This window comes from Mesorhizobium sp. M0563, assembly GCF_040321065.1.
Taxonomy (GTDB): Bacteria; Pseudomonadota; Alphaproteobacteria; order Rhizobiales; family Rhizobiaceae; genus Mesorhizobium.
In genome coordinates, this window is sequence record NZ_JAMYQV010000004.1 from 129293 (window position 1) to 153814 (window position 24522).

The following is a 24522-nucleotide window of genomic DNA, read 5'->3' on the forward strand; positions in this document are numbered from 1 at the left end:
CCAATGTTGTTAGTTGAGCGGTGCGACGCAAAGTGCGCCGTCCTCGAGAAAGGCCTGTACCGGCCTTCCTCGCGAGGAGGCGTCCATCTCCTCGGCGGTGCGGTACCAGCCGTCTACCGCCAGAAGTTCGGCTTCATTTTTCCGGCAAAAGATACGAGCCGCAGAATTTCCCGTGGCGCCGGCGAACGCACGCCCACGCAGCGTGCCGTAGACGTGGATCGACCCCCCGGCGATGATTTCGGAACCGGAACTGACGGAGCCGACAATGACCACATCGCCATCGGGGTGAAAGATCGACTGGCCGGAGCGGATCGGTGCCTTGATCATCAATGAGTTCGGCGCCTCCGGCTCTTCCGTCTTGGCCTCAGCGGCGGCTTTTGGGTCCGGCTGCACGTAAAGCGCGTCAGCGGTGGCCTCCTTGGCGCCAACGAGGAGCGGCGGCAGATCAGCATCGAGACCAACATTGCCGTCCGCCTCGATCGCGTAGATGCGAATCCCGCGCTCCGCGAGCTGTGAGACCAGATCTTCGATCTCGCCCGCCTCGGGCTTGAGCATATTCAGGTCGAGCACGACCGGGCGACCGGCAAAGAAGCCGGGAGAGTTTTCGGTCCAGTGATCCAGGCTTTGCAGCCATTCCCCCAACGGGGCCTCAGGGGTGAGGGTGAAGGCTACAAACGAGCGCGCTCGAAAGCGTATGGACTTGTTTTGGATGGGAGCGACGCAGGTCACAGAGGCGACTCCTTACTGATTGGTTAAGGCTAGCCCGGCATGGTTAACGAACAGTTAATGGCGGCCTTCCGAGGCTTCCATTCTTGCTGTTTCGGAGCGCACCGACGGTCGATCTGATTGGACCCTGGAGACCCTCGCCGTTGCCGAAGACCGGCCGATGGGCGGAAATGAGGCGTTGCGACGGTGCGGAGGTGCCATTCGACCTCCGCACCGCAATCGCCATGGCACTTTTGTCAGTTACCCATCATCTGCTTGGCGTTTTCCGGCGTGATCGCCGTCGTTGCAACTGTGACCGTCGGCTCGACGGATGTGGCGCAATCGAGAAGAACCGACTTTGCCATATCGATCGCCTCCTTGGCGCCCGTCGGATAAGTGAAGGTTGCAGCCCATTCGCCTTCGGCAACGGCCCGGATGCCGCCGGCAGGACCTGGCAATCCGTCGGTGCCGATGATCTTGATCTGCCCTTCCTTGCCGGCGCCCTTGGCGGCAAGGCGCGCTCCGGCGGCCATCATGTCGTTGCTGGCGTAGACCATCTTGATATCGGGATTGGCCTGAAGCATGGCTGCGAACGCCGTCTGTGCCTTGTCCGGCAGCCAGTCCGCCGCCTGCTCGGCGACGACCTTGATCTTGTCGTTCTCCTTGACGCCGTCCTTGAAGCCGTTGAGCCGTTCCACGGCAGGGGTCGAACTGGGCAGCCCTTCCAGAACGGCAACTTCACCGCCGTCAGGAAGCAGTTTCGTGGCGGTATATTTGCCGGCTTCGAAGGCGATCTTGTAATTGTCGCCGCCAATAAAAGCCGTGTAGTCCTTGCCCGGATCGCCAACCGTCTTGCGGTCGAGCTCGATGACGGGGATGCCGGCCTCCATGGCCCGCTTCACCGCCGGCGTCAGCGGCGATGCTTCGAAGGGCGATATCAGCAGCAGGTCGACCTTCTGGGTGATGAAATTGTCGACCTGTGAGGTCTGGGTGTTCACGCTGCCGGCGCCATCGGCGATCTGCAAGGTGAACTGGGACACTGCCTTGGCGGCGGCGGTGAGTTCGTCATTGACGTGCTGGCGATACGGCTCGGCATTGTTGGCCTGAGAAAAGCCGATTACGAATTCGCCGGTCTTGGAGCAAGCCTTGACCAATGGTTCCGCAGCTTGAGCCCCTCCGGCGGCTGCGAGAAAGGTCCCGGCAAGCAGACACGTTTGCCAGGCCCTTTGTCTGCTATTGCGTGTGCTCCTGATAACCATGGTTGTTTCCTTCCTGTCGATGCCCTTGGCTCGACTGTTGGTTTGCTGAGCTTCACTCTCCCGACGCCGGGTAAGCTGGCGTTCAGGGGTCTTCCAATGTCGCCCACTTAACGGACCAGACCTTCGCGGCGACGGACGAGGGACTGAAGAACCGCCGCCAGGATGATGATCGCGGCTGTCGCGAGCAATTGCAGGGCGGGTGTGATGTTGTTGAGTTGCAGGACGTTGGCGAGCGCGCCGAGCATGATCGTGCCGGCGACCGTGCCGACCATCGATCCGGCTCCACCGAACAGGCTGGTACCGCCGATGACGACCGCGGCGATGGCGGTAAGTTCGTAACCGGCGCCGTCATTGGCACTGCCGAAGTTGAACTGCCCTGCATGGACGATGCCGGCGAGAGCGGCCGCGAAGCCGGTGATCGCATAGACGGTGATCTTGACGGCGGACACCGGAACGCCCGAGAGGCGCGCCGCCCGCTCATTGCCGCCGACGGCAAAGACATAGCGGCCAAAGCGGGTCGTGTTGAGAACCACTGTGGCGATCGCCGCAAAAGCGATGAAGACGATGGTTGCCACCGGCACCACATTGTTGAACAAGCGCTCGCCCAGAATGGCAAATACCGGAGGGGCAAGCCCGGGTCCGTCGCCATAGGAGATGTTGATGTACTCGTTGCCCGAGACGACCAGGGCCAGACCGCGCGCGGCCTGAAGGCCCGCGAGGGTGACGATGAAGGGCTCAAGGCGGAAGCGCGTCGAGATCGAGCCCTGAACGGCACCGAAGACCACGCCGGCAAGAAGCACGGCAAGGATCGTCGGCACGAGGCCAACGCCACCATTGATCATCATCGTGGCCGTGACGACACTGGCCAGGCCAAGCAAAGCGCCAACCGAGAGGTCGATCCCCGCAGTGATGATGACGAAGGTCATGCCGATCGCGATGATGCCGGTCTCGGACACGGCGCGTACGATGTTGGCGATGTTGTCCGGGGCGATGAACAGTATCTGTCCGTGCCGGCGCGGCGAGAAGATGATGCCGCCGATCACGACGACCACCAAGCCGATCAGGCTCTGGAAGCGGACGATGAGTGCAAGCGGATCGCGCCGCTTCTGAGCTGTCTTGCCGCTCGGCAGTTCGGTATCCGCCGTGCTGGTGTCGGACATCAGGAGGCCTTTCCGGTTGCGGCGGCAAGCACCGTGTGTTCATCGACGCCGCGCTCGAATTCCGCCACGTTGCGGCCCTCCCGAAGAACCACGATGCGATCGCATAGGCCAATCAGCTCAGGCATTTCGCTCGAGGCGACGAGTATGCCGAGGCCTTGCGATGCCAGATCGCGAAGCCTGGCATAGATTTCCGCCTTCGCGCCGACGTCGACGCCACGCGTCGGTTCATCCAGCAACAGCAGCCGCGGATTGCCGAGGATCTCCTTGGCGAGCACCACCTTCTGCTGGTTGCCGCCCGACAGCGCGCCGACCGGGATGGCCGCATTGCGCGGTCGTATGTCGAATTGGCCGAACGAGCGCGCCACAGCGGCTGCTTCGCGTGCAATCGACATGAAGCCGCGCGGCGAGATTCGTCGCAGCACCGACATGACCAGGTTGCGGCCGACCGCTGTACGCAGCATCAGCCCGCTTCCTCGCCTGTCGTCGGTGACGAGGGCGACGCCGGCCCTGCGCGCAGCTCTGATGGACTCGAGGCGCACCGGGCGATCGTCGACCTCGACGGTGCCGGCCCAACGGCCGGCCAGGCCGGTGCCATAGAGCGCGCTGAGCAACTCGGTACGGCCGGCACCCATGACGCCCGCCAGGCCGACAATTTCGCCCTCATGCACGTCGAGCGAAACGTTTTGGGGAACCTGCCAGCCGGCGCTGGCTCGAGCGGGATGGAAACGGGCGTCCTTGAGATGAAGGAGCCGGCGACCTGCGGTGCGTGTGCGTTTCGGGTAAAGGTCCTCCAGAGGCCGGCCGACGAGAAGGCTGACCAGTTCGGCCTGTGGTGCGTCCGGGGCTGTCGTCCCGGCCACGCGGCCATCGCGCATCACCGTTACCCGGTCCGCAACTTGGGGAACCTCCTCAAGCCGATGCGAGATGTAGATGATGCCCACGCCGGTGGCACTGAGCTTGCGCATGATGGTGAAGAGCCTGTCCACCTCGCTGACCGTCAGGGCCGCCGTCGGCTCGTCCATGATCAGGACACGCGATGCATAGGACAGTGCCTTGACGATCGCCACGACCTGACGATGCCCGATCGACAGTTCGCCGACGGGCCGTTCGACATCGATGTCCAACTCGATGGCGGTCAGCCGGGTGCGGGCTTCTTCGCGCATCCTTGCGACATCGAGAAAACCGCCGGGCTTCACCAACTCGCGACCGAGGAAAAGATTGGCCGCGACATCGAGGCCAGGCACGAGATCGAGTTCCTGGAAGATCGTGGCGATGCCGGCGGCCTGCGCTTCGCGCGGATTGGCAAAATGCACCGGTGCGCCATCGATCGTGATCGTTCCTTCGTCAGGGGCGTGCACACCGGACAGGATGTTCATCAATGTCGACTTGCCAGCGCCGTTCTCGCCCAGCAGGGCATGGATCTCGCCCACGCGCAGTTCGAAATCGACGCCGCGCAAAGCGTGAACGCCACCGAAACGTTTAACGACGCCATTCATGGTCAGAAGCGGCGAAGTCATGCCGGTCTTCCGCAGGATGCGCGCAGGCGCAGCGTTGGCTCAAGGCGAACCGTGCGTCGTTGGCCATCTGGAAGTCCAATCCGCTCAATCAGCAACGCGGCTGCCTGCCGGCCCAAATCCTCGCAGGGCTGTTCGACCAGCGTCAGTCGCGGCTCGAAGTAATCGGCCCATTCGAAATCGTCGAAGCCGACCACCGATATGTCCCTGGGGACAGCGAGCCCTCGCTCACGGACCGCGCGCATCACGCCTATCGTCGACAGATTGTTGCCGGTCACCAGGGCAGTCGGAGGCACCAGCAGCGACAACAACGCATGGGCGGCGGTGCTCGCACTGGCGGTGGTCGCGTTTCCCGTCACGACGTAGTCCGGCACAAACTCCAGGCCGTTGGCCTCCAGTGCCGCGCGAAATCCGTTCATGCGCTCCAGCGTGGTGGCAAATCCCCGCTGTCCGGCAACAAAACCGATGCGGCGATGTCCGAAGGACACGACGTGGTCGATCAGCGCGCGGATGGCCTCGAAATTCTCGACACCGACCTGATCAAAGCGATCGTCAGGTAGTCGGTCGATCAAGACGCAGGGCAGGGACCGTTCCGAGAGATATCGCAATGCAGCTTGCGGCGCGGCAGAGGGCGCCAGGATGATCCCGTCGACGCGTCGCTGGTGCAGTGCCTGGACGACAGCCAGTTCCTTGTCGGAATCGTCCTGCGTATCCGACAGGAACACCATGAGGCCAAGGCGCGCGCACTCGGTCTCGACGGCGCAGATGATGTCGCTGAAATAGGGGTTTGAGATCGCCGAAATCGCCAGGCCGACACTGCTCGTCGAGGCCAGCTTTAGCGAGCGTGCGACACTGTTGGGCATATAGCCGAGAGCAGCGATCGCCTCGCTCACCGATCTGGCAGTGGCCGGGGAGACATAGCGGGTTTGATTGACGACGTGTGAAACGGTCGACACCGACACGCCTGCCCTGCGAGCGACCTCGACGATCGTCGTCATCGCGGAGCTGTCGCGCTCGACGTGGTGACGGGCAAGCGCACGCACGCTCCTCCTCGAATCTTGCGTTTCCCAGTCTCACAATCTTTGAATCCGCCTGGGCGGCCGTTGTGACTTTCCGAAAGCTAGCGCCATCGAAACGTTTGCGCAACCGGTTTTCTGGCTTGATGTGACTTGCTTGCGCCGAAATCAGCCAGGACTTCCGTGCCGGCCATCAGCTGCGGCTGGATGCCACCGCGATCTGTTGGCCGGGCGCGACAACTAGAGCAAGGCTTCGTACCGATCGCCAATCTTGTCGACTGTGAAATCCGCCGCCCGGCTTTTCAGGACGGCAGCAGGGGTGGGGTGGTCCAGCATCTCGGCCATCGCCTTCGCCAGGGCTGCGGCGTCACCGACCGGCACCAAGGTGCCGAAACGGCCGTCACCGAGTATCTCGCGCGGGCCATGCGGAGCATCGGTGGAGATTACCGGGACACCGGCAGCCATGGCCTCGACCAACACGTTGCCAAAGCCTTCGCTGGTGGATGTAAGGACGAACAGATCGGCTGCGGCATAACAGGCTGCCGGATCGTTGACGTAGCCGGCAAAGAGCACGTCAGGGCCGATGCCGGTCTCTTCGGCATAGGCGTGCAATTCGGCAGCCAGCGGACCTTCGCCGAAGATGACAAGCCGGGCACGGCGGCCGGCGCGCAGGGCAGCGAAGGCCCGCAGCAAAGTCCGGTGGTCCTTGACCGGCACCAGGCGCCCGGCGGTGGCGATGACCGGGCCATATCCCATCGCTGCCAATTTTGCCTGCCAGGCATAGGAAGTCCCCTGCGGTGCTTCAGCCGGCGGCAGCGGGTTGCTGATGACCACGACCTTGGATTCGGGGAAGCCGCGGGCGATGATGTCACGGCCGACACCCGCCGAAACGGCGATGGCTTTGGTCGCGCGCGCTGCAACCAGCGCGGAAAGCCAGATCGCCAGCCTCGCGCCGAGGCCGCTCGCAGGCAGCGAGGCGGCGGCGTGGAAGCTTGGAAAGAATTTTGCGCGGCTTCTGGCCAACATGAGTGACAGCGCCATGACCAGATTGGCGAATTCCGGGGCACTATAGACCGCATCAGGATCAAGGCGGCGGAACAAATTTGCGCTTCGCACGATGCCTTTTAGCGTCGCCGACTTGGCGTAACCCTCGCCGCGCAAGAGAAGGCCGAAGTCGACCAGATGCACGGCGGCGGAGCGCAGCGCCGCGTTAGGCCCTTGCGCGTTCCAGGTAAAAAGCGTGACCTCGTGGCCACGCGACGCCATTTCATTTGCCATCAGGACGAAGACACGCTCGGCGCCGCCGCCTCGCAGGCTGGCGATGTGGAAAACGATGCGCTTCGCCATGCCTTGCTTCAGGCTCGGCTGGCAGCAAGGTCTGATCTGTTCGGCGGCCGGCGCATGTCGCGGATAATGCCCATGCCAATGGCCAGCAGCATGCCCAGGGCAAAGCCTGCGAACGCTCCTGCGCCTGCCACCAGGGCAGTGCGCGGGGGCCATGAGCGCCCTGGCGGGGGCACCGCGGTCGAAATCACCTGTACGTTTGTGGTGTCGATCTGCTCGCGCTCGCTGATTTGGCGCGCACGTGACAGAAAGCTCTCATAGACCGCTCTCTTCGAGGCCGCATCGCGTTCAAGCTCACGCAGGGCGACTTCGGACTCGCTGTCGGTGAAAACGTTGCTCTTCAGATCGTTCATCCTGGCGTTGAGAGAGGCCAACGAGGCCCTGGCCTTGTCCAGGCTGGACTTTGCCGTTCCGACGGTGCGGGAGAACTCGGTTCGGAGTTGCGAGTTGACGGTCTCGAGCTCCGTCCTCAGCCTGACAATCGTCGGGTGGCGCGGACCGAAGGTCATCGACTGTGAGTCGATCTGCTGTCGCAGGCTGTTTGACCTGTCGCGCAGCGCCGCGAGCGCTTCCGAAACCGTGGGGTCGGGATTGGCCCCATTTATCCCGGAGGCAACCAGGGCGTCGTAACTTGCCTGCGCGGCGATGACGCGCGATTGCGCATCGACGATTTCGCCGTTGAGCTGCGTCATCGTCTGCGAACTGACGAGCTGGCCGTTGCTGGAGGACAGGTTGTGGCTGCGCCTGTAGCTCTCGACCTTCTCTTCGGCAGCCTGCACGTCGCTCTTGAGTTGGCCAAGTCGGCTATCGAGGGCAGCCGCGGCACGGCTGGCACCGGCAGCTTCGGCCTTGGCCAGTTCTTCCTGGAAGTTTTTGACTATGGCCTGCGAGATCAGGATCGCTTTGGCAGTGGTTTCCGCGGATACCGAGAGGGTTGTGACAAACGAGGTTGGGTCCGCAGCGGCGTTTACCCGGTCCGCCAGGTTCTTCAAGGCGATAAGCTTCGGGTCGGGCTTCGCCACCGCGCCAGACGTAGACGTGCTCCGGTCTGGATCGAAAAACTCTGGATCGTGAGTCAGATTCAGTTCGTCCACCACACGGGAAAGCACGTTGCCCGAGGTCAAGATGCGCTGCTTGCTGCGCGTGCTGAGCAACTGGCTATCGACCTGGCCCGGTTGCGAATAGAGGTCGTTTTCCACAACCTGCAAATTGGAGGGGTTGATGAGTACCTCTGTCGTGACGGTGTAACGCTGCTTGCTCAGCAATGCATAGGCGCCGCCGACAATGCCGCCGATTACCGCCAGCATGAACGCCAGGGCGAGACCGGCCCGCAGCCAGACGAACAGGCGTCGAAAATCGAGTTCGAGGAAATCGCCGATCTTGTCCAGGGTCACCGTCGCGACAGGCTCGGATGGTTGCGGCGTCACCGGTGCGGAGCTGCGCGCCGCGACTGGGTCGTGCTGTTGCAGCATCGCCCTGCGCCGCGCATTGGCGATACGCTCGAACGCACTGTTATTGGAAGCCGTCGCGGAGATCGGGGGTGTGCCGGAACCGGCAGACATGGTGACAACCCTTGTTAAATCGTTACGCTTGGCCTGCTCTACAGAAACATCGTTAATATCTTATTTTCCAAGCTGGCCCATTTTGCCGTTCATCCCCCCTTCCGTCCGGCGGACGTTGAAGGGATTCGTTGCCCAGAATTTGGCGCGCATTCTTGCCGTCGCCCGATTTGCGTCCGCAACCGGTGAGTGATTTTCATGAAATCGGTAACGCGCACTTAACGGCGCGGTTGTATTGAAAAGATGGCAATGCCTTTTGAATGACATCTGAAGCACTGACCGCGACCTGCAGGATGGCGTCAGTCGCCTGCAATTGCAGGAGAGGAACGTGACGAAATTCTATTCGGTCCAGTATCTTCGCGCCTGCGCCGCTTTGTTGGTTCTGTTCGCGCACGCTTTTTCCTACCAGATCGGCATAGATAATCCGATTATCGTGACTGCGGGCCGCCTTGGTGTCATTCTGTTCTTCGTCATTAGCGGATTCATAATGGTCTATATTACGGGGAGCGTTCCCTTCTCTGCTCCAACCTTCCTGAAACGCCGAGCGATCCGGATCATCCCCCTCTACTGGCTTTTCACAAGCGTCGCCGCACTTCTGGCAGCTCTTGCACCAAGTCTCTTCCAGAAGACCGTCTTTACGTGGCCCCATTATCTCCAGTCGCTGTTCTTCGTTGTCCACCAAGCGCCCGAACGAGATGGCGTCAGCCCAATTTTGTCACTCGGCTGGACGCTCAATTATGAGGCCTATTTCTATATCGCATTCGCGGTGCTCGCATTCCTATCGGTGACCGCGCGCGCATTTGTGTTGACGGTCTTTTTCATTGCGATGTGGCTGGCCGGGCTGTTGATAGCTCCCACCAACCCTGTTCTCCAGTTCTATCTGAACGCTTCGCCGGTGGCCTTCGTCGTCGGCATGTGGATAGGCCGGCGCTATCTGGACGGCGGCTTTGCTTCCGACACACGCCATGTCTGGCTACTCGGCCCTATGGCCGCTGCAGGCGTGTTGCTTGCATTCGTCGATGACGGCACGCCGCTGATGAGCCAGATCAGCTTCGCGGGGCAGGTAATGTGGGCCGCCAGCCTGCTTCACCTTGGCCTCATTCTGGAACCGAAACTGAAGCACTGGAGCCTGCTCGAAGAGCTCGGCAACGCCTCCTACGCGCTTTACCTGTCGCATATCTTCGTGATCGGCGCCGTAGCCTACCTGGCCAGGCGCACCATCGGCTACGACCATCCGGCAACAGTGTTGCTGGTCTCGGTGGTCAGCATCGTGACTGCCTGCATAGCCAGCCTGGTGATCCACCAGATGATCGAGAAGCCGATTCTTCTCATTCTGAACGGCAGAAGGAAGGTTAGAGCCACATCGCTTCCTTACGCTGCCACGGGGAACAAATAAGGAGACCGTGCAAACGTCATCGAACTTAACGGTTGTGGCAAACGCATGGCCCGGCATATTTTGACAACACACACGCCGCATCCGTTCGGCAGTCTCTTGAATGGATCTCGTGGCCGGAATGCCGTTTGAATACCTTCACTTGGAGGGGCCATGAGCTATCCTGCTGCCGCATCGGAACGATTGTTGTCCAGCCAGGCGCGCCGTCAAAACGCGTTGTCGCTGCTGTTTTTCCTATGCGCCGCATTCGCGTTCCTGCTGCGCTTTACGGTGTCGCCGCAGGTGATGAACATGGTCGTCGACTATACGGCCCAGGGAGGCTCGTTCTACGAGAAGCTGCATTTCGGCACTTACTCGATCTTCCTGCTGCTTGCTGTCGTTCTTTTCAGCCGACCGTTTCTGCTGCAGGGCGACGAAATTGGAATATTCAAGGCGTTGATGCGCTATTCGGTGCTGATGTTCGCGCTGGTGCCTTATCTGTTCATTACCGGCCGTGCGGGCTCCTCCGGGTTCATCATCGATACCTATCTGGTGGCCGGCGCCACAGGCCTGTTGATGCTGGCATTAAACGCGGAGTCGCGGCGGGCGCTGGGCGACGTAGTGCTTGGAATGGCCATCCTGAGCGCCGTGATCGGCACTATCGAAGCGGTGACTCAACATCGATTCCTGCCTTACGGCATCAACGAACTGCAGTTCAGGCCGATCGGCCTAGCGGCCCATCCGCTGTCACTAGGCGCGCTCTGCGCCACAGTCATCGGATTCGTACCGCTGACGCGCTGGCGCATATGGGTGCGGGTGGTGGCGATTTTCGTATTGGTCGTCGGTTGTGCTGCATCGGGCGCTCGCGCCGCGCTTCTGCTCGCTGCCGGAGAAATCCTCATTCTGCTGCTGTTCGTGCCTTGGCCGGGCCTGTCGCTCAAGTATGAGCGGCAGGCCAAATTTGTCGTGCTGATGTTCACTATGACAGGCGGCGCGGTGCTTGTTGCGATGCTGTTTGCTGGCGGTCTGCTGAACCGGTTCAGCAACACCATTTTCGACCAAAATTTTATGGCGCGGGTGACGATCTACCAGGTGTTCGGACTTGTCAGCTGGAAAGACATCCTGTTTGGCATGAACGGCGACGAACTCCTGGCGATCGTCAACGAGAAGCTGCATCTGCCGTTCATCGAGAGCGCGCCGGTGGTCATCGTCATGCTCTTCGGCCTGCCCATAGCCGTGCTCTTTACGGTGCTGATATTCTGGTTCGTTTTTCGGCTGCTGCGCGGGGCGCCGCTGCCCGCATGGATAGGCATCATCACCTTCCTGCTTGCTGCGCTGTCGAACAACGCGCTCTCATCAAAATCGCCTGAAATCGCGATTATTGTGGTGTTGCTGCTTGCCTATAGGAAGCAGCCCGATAGAGGCCAGCTCGAGAGCATGCCTTCGGCCGCTGCATCCCACCCAAACCCGGCCGGGTCTCGTTAAGCACGGACCTCGGATCCGGTCAGCCGGCGCTATCCACGACCTCGACATCGCCGGCGCGATTGAGCGTGTGGATACCCGCCCGCGCCCATGCCGGCCCCGGATCGATTGGGCGGGGCAGTTCAAAACGGACGTCGAAATCATTAAGCCGATCCAGCCGCATCAACCCCAGGCCACCGCCATAGGCTCTCGAGCCGTTTTGCACCGGCAGCAGCAAGGCGTCGCCCTGACGGATGAAAGCGCCGCCCGGCCGAGTGGCCGAGTGATCGACGGCGACGGGATTGAGCGCATGCGCTACCCAAGGCCCACGCAGCGCCGTGGCGGAATAGACGGTCATCGTGTCCGACGCGCTGCCGTGACCGAACCGCTCCGTCCCCAGCAACCAGAAGCGGCCGTCGGATTCTAGCAGCGTGGCGTCGTTGAAATCCCTGTCCGCGATCAGCACCGTATCGCGTACCCAGCGATCCGGAAACTGCACGGCACGGTAGAGCACCAGTTCGCGTGCCGTAGCGCTTTCAGGAATCATGAAAATTTCGCCGGAGTGGGCGAACACCTGCGGATATGACAGGTGATGCGCTTCCTCCAGCACCAACCTCGGCACGCCGAAAACGCCGTCGTCGCCAAGTTCAGCGACGGAAATCACGCCGCGGCCGGTGGCGTAGGGGAACTCCTCGACAAAAAGATAGTGGCGGCCGTCGCGTTCGAGAACGAACGGATCGGCGTAGAATCGCTGCCCGTCATCGGCAAGCACGGTGAACGGCTTGCCATCCAGCTGTCCGGTTTCGGCGACGCCTGGACCGTCGATCAGCCGGTAAGCAACCTGCCAATAGAAGGGGCGCCGGCCACGTCGCAGTTTTTGCACGGCACGGTCGACCAATCCCCTGCCGAAAAAGGGCAGATAGTGCCGGATAAATCCGCCTTTCTGCAGGGGTGGCGCCGGGCTCTCGGCAATCGGCGCAAGTTTGCCCGTGGAAAAGCGGGCGACACATTGGGCAATCAGGGAGATCGCGCCGGCGAGCAGCTCGTTGCTGCTGCGGGACAGCCAGAGCCGATCGCTGATCATCGGCCGCGCCCTGGCGATGGCAACGCCGTCGAGGCGGGCGGTGAGTTCGGGTAGCCGCCCGCTCGCCAGTATCTCGGTCATGCCCGCGGCAAAGCTGCTGCGGCCACAAAATTCGAGCGTCAGGACAGGCGTGCCCCGTCGTGCGGCGGTAGCGGTGAGATCGACTATAAGGTCGGCGGGGCCGGTATCGCCGGACGGCAACGGCTCGGAACGGCTTGCCAGTGAGGGGCCGAAGCGCCGGCCCTCGAGCGCCAGCACATTATCCATCCCGCGCGCGTTGGCTTCAGGCGTCGGCGCGCGGCAACTCGAGACAACGTGTCCAGCCGCGCTCAACCGCACCAGAAGCTCATTTTCCCAGCGCCGGGATGCGTCGGCGTGGCCGATGATTAAAATATTAGTCAATCCAATATATTCTTTTTCAAGACTACTACCATAGACTATTTGTCAGCCCGACCTTTCACAAGAGTTAACCCGGGAGAACGCGGCCTTGGTTGTTAATCATATATTAAGAATTGAGATCACGAAGGCGTTTTCCGGCGCTATTATGGCTGTTGCGGACAATAGTCGGCATGTTTCGAGTGCTGCAGGCGGCCAGGATCAGCAATGAACGTCCTTTCACGTCCAAAACTGCCGTCCAGGCGGAAACTGCTGATCGTGTTCGGCACGAGGCCGGAGGCGCTCAAATGCTTTCCGGTGGCGCGCGCCGCCCTTGCTCATCCAGGCTTCATCACCGAAATATGCATCACCGCCCAGCATCGCGAGATGGTCGACCAGGTTGTCGAACTGACCGGCCTGCCGGTGCATCACGATCTCAACATCATGCAACCCGGCCAGTCGCTGTTCGACGTGACCTCGCGCGTGCTCTTGGGCATGGCCGAGGTGCTGGACAAGGCGAAGCCCGATATCGTCATGGTACAGGGCGACACCACCACGGCGATGGCCGCGGCTCTGGCTGCCTTCTACAAGCGCATCCCGGTCGCTCATGTCGAAGCAGGATTGCGCAGCCACAACATCAACTCGCCGTTTCCTGAAGAACTGAATCGCAAGATTGCCGGCGACATCGCCACCTGGCATTTTGCGCCGACCGTTCAGGCGCGCGACAACCTCATCGCCGAAGGAAAAGCCGAAAGCACTATCTTCGTGACCGGTAACACCGTGATCGACACGCTGTTGCATTTTTCAAGCGCGATCGATGCCGACAGGTTGATGAACGCGAAGCTCGCCGCCCGTTTCCCCTTCCTCGACCCTACGAAGAAAATGATCCTCGTCACCGGCCATCGCCGCGAGAATTTCGACGGCGGCATCCAGCGCATCTGTACGGCGTTGAAAGGATTGGCGGCGCGCGGAGACGTGCAGATCGTCTACCCTGTCCATCCAAACCCCAGTGTGCGCTCGGTGGTCAACGCAGAGCTGGAAGGCGTGCCGAACATCCATCTGGTCGAGCCGCAGGACTATCTGCCGTTCCTGTATCTGCAGAAGCAGAGCTATCTGGTGCTTACCGATAGCGGCGGCGTGCAGGAAGAAGCGCCTTCGCTCGGCAAGCCGGTGCTGGTGATGCGCGAGAATACCGAGCGACCCGAGGGGATCGTGGCCGGCACCGCCCGCCTCGTCGGCACCGATGTCGAGAAAATCCTGTTCAACGCCAATCGCCTGCTCGACGATCAGGCTGCCTATCGCGGCATGGCGGAACGACACAACCCATATGGCGATGGCCGGGCCAGTAACCGGATTGTTGAGGAACTGCTGCATCATGGCTGAAATCAAAACCGTTTCCGTAATCGGCATGGGCTATATCGGCCTGCCGACCTGCGCCATTTTCGCCGGCCGAGGGCTCGACGTCATTGGCGTCGATGTGAACGGAGCGGTCGTCGAGAAAGTCAATCGCGGCGAAATCCACATCGTCGAGCCGGACCTTGACGGCCTGATCCAGAAGGTCGTGGCGAACGGCAAGCTCAAGGCCTACAGCACGCCGCAGCCGGCGGATGCGTATATCATCGCCGTGCCGACCCCGATGACCCACGACCATAGGCCGGACGTGACCTACGTGCTGGCGGCGGCACGAAGCATCGCCCCGGTGCTGAAGCGGGGAGACCTTGTTGTGTTGGAATCGACATCGCCGGTCGGCACGACACGCATCATGAACGGGCTGCTTGCCGAGTTGCGGCCTGACCTCAAATTTCCTGTCCTGCATGGCGAAGACGCCGATGTGCTGGTCGCCTATTCGCCCGAGCGCGTGCTGCCGGGAAAGGTGCTGACCGAGCTGATCAATAACGATCGCTCGATCGGCGGATTGTCCCGCAAATCGTCGGAACGGACCGCGGCACTCTATTCAACCTTCGTCACCGGCGACCTGTTCATGACGACGGCCGAAAGCGCTGAGCTGGTGAAACTTACCGAGAACGCGTTCCGCGACGTCAACATCGCCTTCGCCAATGAGCTTGCCGCAGTGTGTCAGGACCTGTCGCTCAATGTCTGGGAAGTGATCGATCTCGCCAATCGGCACCCTCGCGTGAACATCCTCCAGCCGAGCCCGGGCGTTGGCGGTCACTGCATTGCGGTCGATCCATATTTTATCATCGACGCCGCACCCAACAGCACGCGGCTGATGGCTTCCGCACGCCGGATCAATTCCGAGCGGCCCATGTCGGTGGTCAGGGATATCGAGGCCTTGCTCGACCCCTCCCGCAAGCAAACGATCGCCTGTCTTGGCCTCAGCTTCAAAGCCAATATCGACGATTTGCGCGAGAGCCCGGCCGTCGAGGTGGTGAAGCTTCTGTCCGATAACCCCAATGTGAAGATCATTGCGGCTGAACCCAACACAAATGCGCTGCCGCATGAACTCGAGGGCAGGGGCATCGTGTTCACCGACGCACTTTCGGCCATCGACAAGTCCGATATCGTCGTCCTCCTGGTCGACCATCGGCAGTTCAATCTGGTAGACCCCGAAGCGCTCAAGGACAAGAAGCTCGTCGATACAAGGGGCCTATGGACCTGGCGCAAGGCACGCAAGCCCGACGCCCGTATCGAAGGCAAGAAACCAGAAGTCGCACAAGTGACGCTCGCAAGGGAGCAGGCTGCATGAACGCGCACGACCCGGCTTGGGCGCAGCATTCCCTGTTGGCATCACGGCGCCGGGAGTTCCTTGGCGCACCGATCCATGCGCTGACCATGGCCGAGACGCTGGCCATCGCCGACGAGGCGATGACCGTGCGGCGGCCGCTGCATCATGTGGTCGTGAATGTCGCCAAGCTGGTGACCATGCGCCAGAATGCCGAACTGCGCGAGGATGTTGCAGGGGCGGACGTGGTCAATGTCGACGGGATCGGCGTGCTTTGGGGCGCACGTCTGTGTGGCGTCGCGCTGCCCGAGCGGGTGGCGGGCGTCGACATCATGATCAATCTGCTGAGCCTCTGCGCGAAGCGTGGGTTCAGGCCCTATCTGCTGGGGGCCGAACAGCACGTTCTCGACGCAGTTGTAGCGAGACTTGCCAAGGACCATCCGAGCCTGGTCATAGCGGGGATGCGCAACGGCTATTTCAAGCCGGAGGATGAGGCCGGGATCGTCGCGGCGATCAACGCGTCGGGCGCCGACTGCCTGCTGGTGGCCATGCCGACACCGCGTAAGGAGCGATTTCTCAAGCGCTACCGCGACGAACTCGCCGCAAGCTTCGTGATGGGCGTGGGCGGCAGTTTCGATGTCTATGGCGGCAAGGTTGCCCGTGCGCCGAGGCTGATACAAGCAGCCGGCCTGGAGTGGCTGTTCCGCGTGGTCCAGGAGCCGCGACGCTTGTGGCGCCGCTACTACGACACCAACACTGCCTATGCCGGGCTGCTGTGCCGGGAGTTCTGGGAGCGTCGCTGGCGCCGAAACGCCGGTTTATGAGATCCGGCTGCCTCGACCAAACTTTTGCCTGAGATTGAGTTTCGCGCTCACGAGCCTGGGGCGCTGATCCAGTGCTTGCCGCTGGTCAACTGATGCTTCACGATGGGACGACGCCCGTCTCGAACGCGATATGCATTTCCAAGGTAACCGAGCACGCCGAGTTGGGCGTTCTCAGGAGCGTTCCTGGCCTGTCGGCTGCGGTTGCATCATTCATCTCATGACCGACAAGCGTAGAACGAACGTCCGATGCGCAAAGAACCGATCCATGAGACGGATGTTCGCCAACCAATGGCGAAAACAGAAAGGATATCGGTCATGGTTTCAAAACTGCATGTTGTCCTTGTTCTCACAGGCCTCGGACTCACCACCTCAAACGTTCTTGATGCGCAAGCTGCGGGGGCGCCAGAGCCAGGCGGGCCAAGAAGGCACGACTGCATTGGTTATGAACACCGGGATTTCGGTGGCGCAACCATTACTCAAAACGCCGGGAGGGGTTGGAGGTATGTAGGTGGCGGCTGGAACGATAAGATCTCGTCTTTCAGAATGAGGAACGGTTGCGGCATTCGCGCCTATCAGCATCGGGACTATCAAGGAGACAGCAAAGTGTTTCGCGGCAGCTACCGTTATGTCGGCGACCTGTGGAACGATCAGATCTCGTCATGGAAGTGCCAGTGCGACTGAGTGAAACATCAGTCAGACTTACTTCGGGGATAACGGCCGGGGTCTTCCTCAGCCGTGCCCTTCGCCGCTCAGCAGGATGCTGACCAGCTCCGCCTGGCGGCGCACGCCGGTTTTCTCAAAAATGTGGGTGAGATGCGTCCGAACAGTCGTCACTGAGACACCAAGCTGGGCAGCCACTGCATCACGCCCGCCTCCCTTAAGAACTTCCGCGGCCACATCGGCCTCGGCTTTGGTCAATCCAAACTGGCGGCGCATGTTCTCTTTTGTTTCGCCAGGCGGCACGTCAAAGGCTGCCCGGATCGGCGCCCCAATGAATATAGCCGCCGCCGCCTGAGGCTGCAGCCTTGCACGCTGCTGGCTGCCATTCATCGGCAGAACATGGGCGAAGATTGGCCGCGCTTCGGGTTCGGTTAAGCGGACGGCAAGGCCGGCCTTGCCGAGCATGACTTCGTTGTTGGCTGCAACGCGGATCGCCTTGCGCAGCTCATGCGCTGCCGCCGACGATTTCGCGCTGAGGACACCTCGTGTGCCTTGCACCGCCGCTCCGGTGCCAAACATGTGCTCCGCCGCGCGATTCGCGTGCAGAATGGTGGCTTTGTCGTCGGTCAGCACTACACCACAGCGGAGCGTATCGAGCACTTCGGCCATGCGCGCGCTTTCGACAGTGCGGGCGTCCAGCACATTGCTGATGGTGATCGCACGACGCAGGTGCGGGAGGAGAAGTGCCCCAATCTCAATTTCCCGATCAGTGATCGCGCCGTGCTGTTTGTGGCGTCCAATAACGAGTTCCGAGAAATGCGATGGGGTACGCATCAGGAATTGATGCATGACGTCGACAATGCCGAGCGGCTTCAGGCAGCGTTGGACGTATGGCGACCTCCGCAGGTAGTCGGGCGAGAGCTGCCGCGAGGCCACGTAAGGCTCGTTCACCGAGCATCCCTTAGCGAACCATTCCTCTAGCCGCGCATGGATTTCGGGAATATGCTTTTGTCTTTCCTCGAGCCCAAACCTATCCCAGCCTACGCTCTTGTCGATCAAGAGCCGGTTATGGCGGAGATCGTTAAGGGAGAGGATTGCGGATTCGCTTGACAGTGCCGCTGTGATTTCCGCCAACGTCTGCTCCCAGCGTGAGGGATCGAGCGCGCAGTCGTAAATGGCGCCAATCAGCGCCGGAAAGTAATCCGGCAATATCTGGCAGTCCTGAACCAGAATTCCAGGCTCGTTCTCTGCCGAAACGATGGAACTGCGCACGTTTCGTCCACTCCGCGATGAACGGCCGGGCAAGCCTTGGAAGACCAAAAATTTCCATTTCCGCAAGCCGCGGGATGTTGTTTGCAGATTTAGGAAAGAGCCGCTTACAGATCGCTTATGCGCCTACGCGATCCGTAGCCGCGCCCGCAGCTGGGCGAGGAATTGCGTCGCTGCCACAGGGTGGAATAGCGAGGTCAGCCCGAAGAAAACCGCAGCTCCGGCGGTGCCGCCGGCGATAAGCGAGAAGATTGCCGGCACATCGCCGGCCACCATGCTGGCAAGCTTGGCGGCCACCCCTGTGCTGAGCGAGATGATTGCCGAAACGCCAATGTCGCGCCACGGCACCGGCACCGGCGTGAGCCGTTCGCTGATGATGATGCAGGTTATGGAGCCCACCACCGAGCCGCCCGCCAGCGCCAAAGCGGCGCCGATCTCCGCCATCGAAGGGATCAATAGCAGAGACAATGCGATTGTTGCCGCCGAGCCGAAGAGATTGGCGATGATCAGCAGCCACGGCCGTTTGTGCGCGTGCACCACGACGCCATAGACGAAGCTGGTGAGGTTGGCACACAGCACGCTGAAGGCGATGATCGGAAACAGCAGGCCGAAGCGGCCGTGATATTGCGAGGGCAGCATGAGCTCAGTGATATCGCTGCTGAGCGCGACCAGCATAGCTGCAATCGGCAGGCAAAGCCGCATCATCAAGGCCATCAACTGCGATAGCAACCGACCCGATGCGGCGGGCCCGTCCTCGTCGAACCGGCTGACCACCTCGGGAAAGGCGCCCATGTTGATGGCGTTAGCGACCATGTCGATCGGTTGGCGGGCCAGCGCATAGGCTGCGGCGAAGATCGCCACAGCGCTGGCATCGTAATAGAACTTGAGGAACAGACGCTCCGCGCTGTTGAGCCCGAAGCCAACCAGCGCCATGATGATCAGCGGCACACCGAGCGCAAAGAAGTCTCTGTGGGTGAAGCGCGGCGGACCGGTAACGACGCGTCGGGATGCCATGATGCCCGCCACGATGCCGGCAATCAAGGCGCCGAGGCTCGAGCCGAGCGATACCGTCAGAAAGCTATCCTGGAAGATAAGGATGGCGCCGATCGGCAGCGCGAGTTGCAGCAGGGCACGCAGGGCTTCGAGCATCGAATAGACCGAGTGGCGCTGCTGCATCTGCAGCACCGTCAACGCGAAGCGGCTGATGGATCCGGCGACGAGATAGCCGCAGACCGCGATCGCGAACTCGACCCAGCGTTCCGGCACGACCACCGCCGACGCGCCTACCGATATGACCAGCGCCAGTGCCGTGGTGGCAAGCAACACCTGCCCGGCCAGCATCAGGCTGCCGCGGCTGACTTCGCCCTTGCCGCCAAGCCTGAGCAACGCGATGCGCAGCCAGTTGGTGACGGCAATGTCGGTCATTTCGCCGACGGTCACCACCAGAGTGAGCAGGCCATACTCGGTCTGGTCGATCAAACGCGTCACGACGACCAGCAGGAGCAACGCCGAGATTCGCGTCAGCAGGATCGCCGGAGCATAAATGAGCGTGGAACGGAGCAGCAAAGGCGTGTCCCTGGAAAATTCACCTTCGACTAGCCGCCGATTGGCGGAAAATCCAGCGCGATGACGGCGAAGGGTGAACAGATTCAGTTTGAACTAAAAGATTTGCCGTAAACCTTATCGGGAACGTTTGCTTTGCAGTTACCCGGTCTGTGTTATTTAGAGTACCATCATGTTGCAGCGCCTCATATCCGATCGAAAAATACATGTCTTGGTCGCGACGCCGTCGGGCGTTTCGGGCCAGGGCGGCATCGACCGCATCATGGGGGCGCTGAAGCAGGAGTTCGAACGGCAAGAAGTCACCGACATCGATGTGCGCTTCCTTGCCAGTCGTGGCTCGGGGCATGTCGGACTTTCGATCTTCTATATGCTCGGCTTTTGCTTGCGGATGCTTAAAGCGCGTCTGGCTGGACGCGCCGATGTCGTTCATATCAACATCTCAGTCTCCGGCAGCACCTATCGCAAGATGGTGATCGCCGCCTGCGCACGGCTGCTGTCGATACCCTATGTCCTGCATTTGCACGGGGCGCAGTATCAGACATTCTGGAAAGACGATCACGGGTTCATAAGCCGCCGTATCAAAGCTCTGTTCGAGCATGCCGATCGGGTGATCGTTTTGGGCAGGCTTTGGCGCGATTTCGTCGCCAGCCGGGCGCCAGGCGCTGCCGGCAATATCGTGATCGTGCCCAATGCGACCGAAGTCCCGTCGCTGGCGCACGTCGGTGGCGGCGGCCACGTGCATATCCTGTTCCTGGGTCGTATCGGCGACCGCAAGGGCGTACCGCAATTGTTGGACGCGCTGCACCGCATGAACCCCGTCAAGAACTGGCGCGCCACGATTGCCGGCGATGGCGAAATCGATGCGGCACGGGCAAAATCGGCCGGGCTAGGGATCGCAGACCGGATCGCCTTTCCGGGTTGGGTGGGACCCGACGATGTCGCGTCGCTGATCTCTTTCGCGGATATTCTGGTTCTTCCCTCCTTCGCCGAAAACCTGCCTATGTCGGTGATCGAAGGCATGGCAGCCGGTTTGGCGGTGGTGGCAACCCCGGTTGGCGCGGTCGAAGACATAATTACCGACGGGCAATCCGGGCTGCTGGTGCCGCCAGGCGATGTTACTGCGTTGACCGATGCGCTGGGCCGCCTCGTGGAGAGCCCAGCACTGAGGGCGAGGCTTGGTGCCGGTGCCATGGCCGTGCATCGGGAACGGCTTGAACTCGCCCCGTTTGTCGGCGCAATCTGCGATGTCTGGCGGTCGGCGGCGTCAAGCCGTCAACCGGTCAAGCGCTGAGGCTGATGATCGCGGCGGCGCCTCAAGCCCGAATTCGCGGTGGAATATCTCCAAATTCAACAGCGCCCATATCAGCTTTTCGTGGTCTGCGGCACCTGTGGTGTGTTCCGAGACGATTTGATCAAGCTGTTTCGGGCTCAAATAGCTGCGAATGACGGAGTTAGGCGAGCAAAGGTGGTCGTGCACGTAGTTCCTCATCGACCCCCGAAACCATTCGGCGACGGGCACCTTGAATCCGATCTTGCGGCGGTTGAGAATTTCCTCCGGAAGTATGTTGGCCATGCTGCTGCGCAAGATCAGCTTACCCTTCCGCCAACCCACCTTGTAGCGATCGGGCAATTTGCTGACGAACGCAACCAGATCGCGATCGAGGAACGGCATTCTTCCTTCGATTGAACCGGCCATCATCATCCGGTCGCCTCGTTCCAGGAGATTGTCGGGCAACCACGATGTCTGATCGAAAAATAGCGCGCGGCGAAGATGGGATGCTGTCGCGCTTGAGGAAAACGGTAAGTTGTTGCGTCCATTGCGGCAATTGGCCGGCGCACCGATGAGGCGACTGTGTTCCTGCTCTGTCATGGCTCCAAACCAGGAGATCATCCGGGTGGCAAAGTCCCTTTCACCCGCGCTTCGGGCAAATGTATCGAACTTGGCCGATGCGCCAGGCATGGCACGTATCAAAGGGGCGAGGAGGTTGTTGTGGAGCAAGGCTGGAACGAGCGACCGGTAGATTCCAGCCAGTGACTCTGCGCGATGTTTGGGATACCCGCCGAGAACCTCGTCTGCCCCTTCACCTGTGAGCACCATCTTGACGTCCTGTGAGGCTCGCTCCGACATCAGGTAAATCGGAATGTCCGAACTTTGTGAAACGGGCGCCCCCAGATGGCGAATCAACTTCGGCAGGTGGTCAATCAGGTCGTCCGCTTCTATGACCAGTTCGCAATGATCGGTCTTGAAATGATCGGCGACGCGTCGGGCGAATGGAAGTTCACTATAGGCCGGTTCGCTGAAACCGACCGAAAATGTGCGGATGGGCTTGTCGCTGTGCTTGGTCATCAGGGCGACGATTGCTGACGAGTCGAGGCCTCCGGAGAGAAAGGCGCCGAAAGGTGCATCGCTGCGCATTCTGATCTCGACGGAATGGTCGAGCAGTTCCAGAAATCGTCGCTTGGCGGTTTCCTGGTCGATGTCCTCGGTCAGGTCCGTTTGATCTGGAGGCGTATAATAGCGCGTTTCCGTCACAGTCCCTTGCGACCAAACGGCATAGCTTCCGGGGTTGAGCTTGCGGATTTGTTTAAAAAGCGTGCGCGGTCCAGGCACGTAACGCCAGCGCAGGTACTCGTGCACAGCGTCCAAATCGAGTTGCTGCGCATTTGGCTGCGATGACAACAACGCGTTGATCTCTGAGGCAAAGGACAGCAGTTTTTCGCTCTGCATGAGGTAAAGGGGCTTTTTGCCGAACGGATCACGGGCGAGGATCAATTCGTGCCTCTGAGCATCCCAGAGCGCAAAAGCGAACATGCCGCTCAACCGTTCGAACATGGACAAGTGCCACTGATCATAAGCTCTGAGCAGCACCTCGGTATCGGAGCGCGTTCGAAAATGATGACCGAGGCCGATCAGTTCCTGGCGCAGCTCGATATAGTTGTATATTTCGCCGTTGAAAGTTATTCTGAGATGGCCGTCCTCGATATGCATCGGCTGATTTGACTCTGGCGCTAAGTCAATAATCGCCAGGCGGCGATGGACCAATGCCAATTGTTCCTCGCCAGTATTCAAGTCCAAGAACTCGATGCCTTCGGCATCGGGACCGCGATGCCGCAATGCATTTGACATTCTGGCGGCCCGCTCTTGTGGATTCTCGGCCCTTCGGCCGATCCACCCGGCAATTCCACACATTGTTCCCCCTAGGCGCGCGTATTCCTCACTCCAGTACAACAAATGTATTAAACACTTCGTGGCTAACAGATCGAGCCGCGAGGGAAAACTGCCACAGGCCGTTCTCGATCCAACCTGGCGTTGAGAGGATCGAAGTTGACGGCTGCTCATCCGCGACGAGAACTGACGGCAATTAGGGCAGGCCCAGTGCCTGCAGCATCTCCGGGTCGGGCACCGGGGGGCCATCGGGCCGGATGAGGCTCATCCCATAGCGATTGGAGAACTCCCAGACAGACCATGGGATCGCGAAGCGTTCGGCCTCTCGGCGCACCGCCTTGAGATAGCGCGAACGGTCGGCCTCGAAGGCGCCCATGCGGCCGTCCGCTGACATGAGGATAGCGCCGAATTCGCCCATGAAGAGCCGCCGGCTTGGAATGCCATGGCCTTCAGCCCAGTCGACGGCCTGACGAAAGCTCGTCTCGAGTTGGCTCTGCCCCCAGTTCTGCTCGAAATATTTCGCTACTGCTTCGCGCGCGGTGGCCATGTTCATCATCTGCTCGACCCTGCTCAAGCCGGCAGCTTCCATCCGCGCCCTAAGGGTTTCGGTCACCACTTCGGGTGTACTGCTGTCGGCAGGCCAGGGAAGTCCCGAAACAAAGCTGTTTGTGTCGTCGGGCCGCTGGTGGGTGAAGCTGTGCGGCTCATACATATGGAAGCTGTAATAGAGGTTTGGGTCATCAAAGCCGGGGCTGAGGTTGACCAGTCCGGCAATGCTGCCGCCGCAGGCGCCGGTCGCAACGATGGTGAGTTCGCTGCTGACCGCTCGAATGTCGTGGACGGTCCCCGCCATGATCCGCTGCCAGTCATCGCTGCCGCTTGGATCGCAAGGGTAATATGCTGGCTCGTTGTAAGGTTCGAGGGCGACTTTGTCGGTGCCTATCTTGACCAGCATGGCGGCGACCGCCACAACCATCTGGCGGTAGCCGGCGACGCCCTCGCTGTCGGCGCCGCCGTAGATCATCTCCATGCTGTAGTCCGGAACCTGAGTGACGCCATGCAGGTCGAAAACCACCATGAGGCCGGTCGACGTGATCCGCTCGACGGCGGCGGCAAGTATGTCCAGCGCCTGCTGCCGCCTGGCGCCCTCGCTGGCAAGCAGAGGGCCGGGATCGACGCTCAGCCGGACGAAGTCGAAGCCCATCGATCGGATGTGGGCAAACACCTCCCCGGCCGGCCAATCGGTGAACGGCCTGCTTCCCGCAAGCCACTCCTTTTCGCTGCGATAGGGCGGCCAAACGTAGGTTCCGTCTTTCTCCACCGGCGACCAGTTGAGCCACTCATGCACGCCAACGCCGCGCTTGAGAGGGATGGGCGCTGCCTCGGCCGCCATAACCAAGGCGAGCACCCAGGCAACAACACACACCGCTTTTCTCATCGCTCTCTCCGCATGGTCGCCGGAGATATTAACCGCAACGAACGGGAAAAAAGATTGCCGGCGCGCAGCT

The 24522-nt window shown here is 61.0% G+C and carries 19 protein-coding genes; 7 read left to right on the plus strand and 12 right to left on the minus strand.

Annotated elements, in window-relative coordinates:
• Positions 1-9: 9 nt before the first annotated feature.
• The 7 genes from minC to NKI50_RS07950 all read right to left on the minus strand — a co-directional run bounded on the left by minC (position 10) and on the right by NKI50_RS07950 (position 8560).
• Entirely contained in the window at positions 10-729 is a 720-nt protein-coding gene (minC, locus tag NKI50_RS07920) for a septum site-determining protein MinC (RefSeq protein ID WP_031194495.1), read from the minus strand.
• 233 nt (positions 730-962) lie between these two features.
• Positions 963-1964 (minus strand): substrate-binding domain-containing protein, encoded by a 1002-nt coding sequence (locus tag NKI50_RS07925; protein ID WP_031194494.1) that lies wholly within the window; start codon positions 1962-1964, stop codon positions 963-965.
• Positions 1965-2071: 107 nt separating this feature from the next.
• A complete protein-coding gene (locus NKI50_RS07930) occupies positions 2072-3124 on the minus strand; it encodes an ABC transporter permease (protein ID WP_352484056.1) in 1053 nt (350 codons plus the stop codon).
• Complete coding sequence (locus NKI50_RS07935; protein WP_352494489.1) at positions 3124-4641, minus strand: sugar ABC transporter ATP-binding protein; 1518 nt, start codon at positions 4639-4641, stop codon at positions 3124-3126. The genes NKI50_RS07930 and NKI50_RS07935 overlap by 1 nt, the downstream gene beginning before the upstream one ends.
• On the minus strand, positions 4638-5636 hold the full coding sequence (locus NKI50_RS07940; protein ID WP_352494544.1) for a LacI family DNA-binding transcriptional regulator: 999 nt from the start codon (positions 5634-5636) through the stop codon (positions 4638-4640). The genes NKI50_RS07935 and NKI50_RS07940 overlap by 4 nt, the downstream gene beginning before the upstream one ends.
• A 258-nt stretch (positions 5637-5894) precedes the next feature.
• A complete protein-coding gene (locus tag NKI50_RS07945) occupies positions 5895-7001 on the minus strand; it encodes a glycosyltransferase (protein WP_023720702.1) in 1107 nt (368 codons plus the stop codon).
• A gap of 8 nt (positions 7002-7009) precedes the next feature.
• Positions 7010-8560: a GumC family protein gene (locus tag NKI50_RS07950; RefSeq protein ID WP_352716125.1), complete on the minus strand. Its 1551-nt coding sequence runs from the start codon at positions 8558-8560 to the stop codon at positions 7010-7012.
• 325 nt (positions 8561-8885) lie between these two features.
• Here NKI50_RS07950 and NKI50_RS07955 point away from each other — a divergent pair, with 325 nt between their 5' ends.
• Complete coding sequence (locus NKI50_RS07955; protein WP_352639414.1) at positions 8886-9953, plus strand: acyltransferase family protein; 1068 nt, start codon at positions 8886-8888, stop codon at positions 9951-9953.
• A 150-nt stretch (positions 9954-10103) separates the two neighbouring features.
• Positions 10104-11414 carry a VpsF family polysaccharide biosynthesis protein gene (locus NKI50_RS07960; RefSeq protein ID WP_352716128.1) on the plus strand — a complete coding sequence of 437 codons (1311 nt, stop codon included), beginning with the start codon at positions 10104-10106 and terminating at the stop codon, positions 11412-11414.
• Between the two features lie 19 nt (positions 11415-11433).
• Here the strand turns inward: NKI50_RS07960 and NKI50_RS07965 are convergent, their stop codons facing one another.
• On the minus strand, positions 11434-12741 hold the full coding sequence (locus NKI50_RS07965; protein ID WP_352494486.1) for a glucosamine inositolphosphorylceramide transferase family protein: 1308 nt from the start codon (positions 12739-12741) through the stop codon (positions 11434-11436).
• 336 nt (positions 12742-13077) lie between these two features.
• Between NKI50_RS07965 and wecB the strand changes: the two genes are divergently transcribed.
• The 4 genes from wecB to NKI50_RS07985 all read left to right on the plus strand — a co-directional run bounded on the left by wecB (position 13078) and on the right by NKI50_RS07985 (position 17037).
• Positions 13078-14232, plus strand: a complete 1155-nt coding sequence (gene wecB, locus NKI50_RS07970; protein ID WP_352639415.1) for a non-hydrolyzing UDP-N-acetylglucosamine 2-epimerase — start codon at positions 13078-13080, stop codon at positions 14230-14232.
• On the plus strand, positions 14225-15556 hold the full coding sequence (gene wecC / locus NKI50_RS07975; RefSeq protein WP_352716131.1) for a UDP-N-acetyl-D-mannosamine dehydrogenase: 1332 nt from the start codon (positions 14225-14227) through the stop codon (positions 15554-15556). Before wecB ends, wecC begins: the two co-directional genes overlap by 8 nt.
• A complete protein-coding gene (locus tag NKI50_RS07980) occupies positions 15553-16356 on the plus strand; it encodes a WecB/TagA/CpsF family glycosyltransferase (protein ID WP_023720694.1) in 804 nt (267 codons plus the stop codon). The genes wecC and NKI50_RS07980 overlap by 4 nt, the downstream gene beginning before the upstream one ends.
• Before the next feature lie 246 nt (positions 16357-16602).
• Positions 16603-17037: a peptidase inhibitor family I36 protein gene (locus tag NKI50_RS07985; RefSeq protein WP_156948150.1), complete on the plus strand. Its 435-nt coding sequence runs from the start codon at positions 16603-16605 to the stop codon at positions 17035-17037.
• Positions 17038-17085: 48 nt separating this feature from the next.
• Here the strand turns inward: NKI50_RS07985 and NKI50_RS07990 are convergent, their stop codons facing one another.
• Entirely contained in the window at positions 17086-18288 is a 1203-nt protein-coding gene (locus NKI50_RS07990) for a helix-turn-helix transcriptional regulator (RefSeq protein WP_031194491.1), read from the minus strand.
• Between the two features lie 123 nt (positions 18289-18411).
• Positions 18412-19851, minus strand: a complete 1440-nt coding sequence (locus tag NKI50_RS07995; protein ID WP_023720692.1) for a lipopolysaccharide biosynthesis protein — start codon at positions 19849-19851, stop codon at positions 18412-18414.
• A 169-nt stretch (positions 19852-20020) separates the two neighbouring features.
• Between NKI50_RS07995 and NKI50_RS08000 the strand changes: the two genes are divergently transcribed.
• The gene (locus tag NKI50_RS08000; RefSeq protein WP_023720691.1) at positions 20021-21139 is read left to right on the plus strand and encodes a glycosyltransferase family 4 protein; all 1119 of its coding nucleotides are present in this window, start codon (positions 20021-20023) and stop codon (positions 21137-21139) included.
• Here NKI50_RS08000 and asnB read toward each other — a convergent pair.
• Both asnB and NKI50_RS08010 read right to left on the minus strand, forming a co-directional pair.
• Positions 21113-23038, minus strand: a complete 1926-nt coding sequence (asnB, locus tag NKI50_RS08005; protein ID WP_352716136.1) for an asparagine synthase (glutamine-hydrolyzing) — start codon at positions 23036-23038, stop codon at positions 21113-21115. The two genes, NKI50_RS08000 and asnB, sit on opposite strands and share 27 nt — an antisense overlap.
• Positions 23039-23210: 172 nt before the next feature.
• Positions 23211-24452: a glycoside hydrolase family 5 protein gene (locus tag NKI50_RS08010; RefSeq protein ID WP_352639419.1), complete on the minus strand. Its 1242-nt coding sequence runs from the start codon at positions 24450-24452 to the stop codon at positions 23211-23213.
• Positions 24453-24522: the final 70 nt, after the last annotated feature.

Coding starts and splice junctions, on each gene's coding strand:
- NKI50_RS07925 (WP_031194494.1), bottom strand. CDS start 1,964: ATGGTTATCAGGAGCACACGCAATAGCAGACAAAGGGCCTGGCAAACG.
- NKI50_RS07930 (WP_352484056.1), bottom strand. CDS start 3,124: ATGTCCGACACCAGCACGGCGGATACCGAACTGCCGAGCGGCAAGACA.
- NKI50_RS07935 (WP_352494489.1), bottom strand. CDS start 4,641: ATGACTTCGCCGCTTCTGACCATGAATGGCGTCGTTAAACGTTTCGGT.
- NKI50_RS07940 (WP_352494544.1), bottom strand. CDS start 5,636: ATGACGACGATCGTCGAGGTCGCTCGCAGGGCAGGCGTGTCGGTGTCG.
- NKI50_RS07945 (WP_023720702.1), bottom strand. CDS start 7,001: ATGGCGAAGCGCATCGTTTTCCACATCGCCAGCCTGCGAGGCGGCGGC.
- NKI50_RS07950 (WP_352716125.1), bottom strand. CDS start 8,560: ATGTCTGCCGGTTCCGGCACACCCCCGATCTCCGCGACGGCTTCCAAT.
- NKI50_RS07960 (WP_352716128.1), top strand. CDS start 10,104: ATGAGCTATCCTGCTGCCGCATCGGAACGATTGTTGTCCAGCCAGGCG.
- NKI50_RS07965 (WP_352494486.1), bottom strand. CDS start 12,741: ATGGATAATGTGCTGGCGCTCGAGGGCCGGCGCTTCGGCCCCTCACTG.
- wecB (WP_352639415.1), top strand. CDS start 13,078: ATGAACGTCCTTTCACGTCCAAAACTGCCGTCCAGGCGGAAACTGCTG.
- wecC (WP_352716131.1), top strand. CDS start 14,225: ATGGCTGAAATCAAAACCGTTTCCGTAATCGGCATGGGCTATATCGGC.
- NKI50_RS07980 (WP_023720694.1), top strand. CDS start 15,553: ATGAACGCGCACGACCCGGCTTGGGCGCAGCATTCCCTGTTGGCATCA.
- NKI50_RS07985 (WP_156948150.1), top strand. CDS start 16,603: ATGCGCAAAGAACCGATCCATGAGACGGATGTTCGCCAACCAATGGCG.
- NKI50_RS08000 (WP_023720691.1), top strand. CDS start 20,021: ATGTTGCAGCGCCTCATATCCGATCGAAAAATACATGTCTTGGTCGCG.
- asnB (WP_352716136.1), bottom strand. CDS start 23,038: ATGTGTGGAATTGCCGGGTGGATCGGCCGAAGGGCCGAGAATCCACAA.
- NKI50_RS08010 (WP_352639419.1), bottom strand. CDS start 24,452: ATGAGAAAAGCGGTGTGTGTTGTTGCCTGGGTGCTCGCCTTGGTTATG.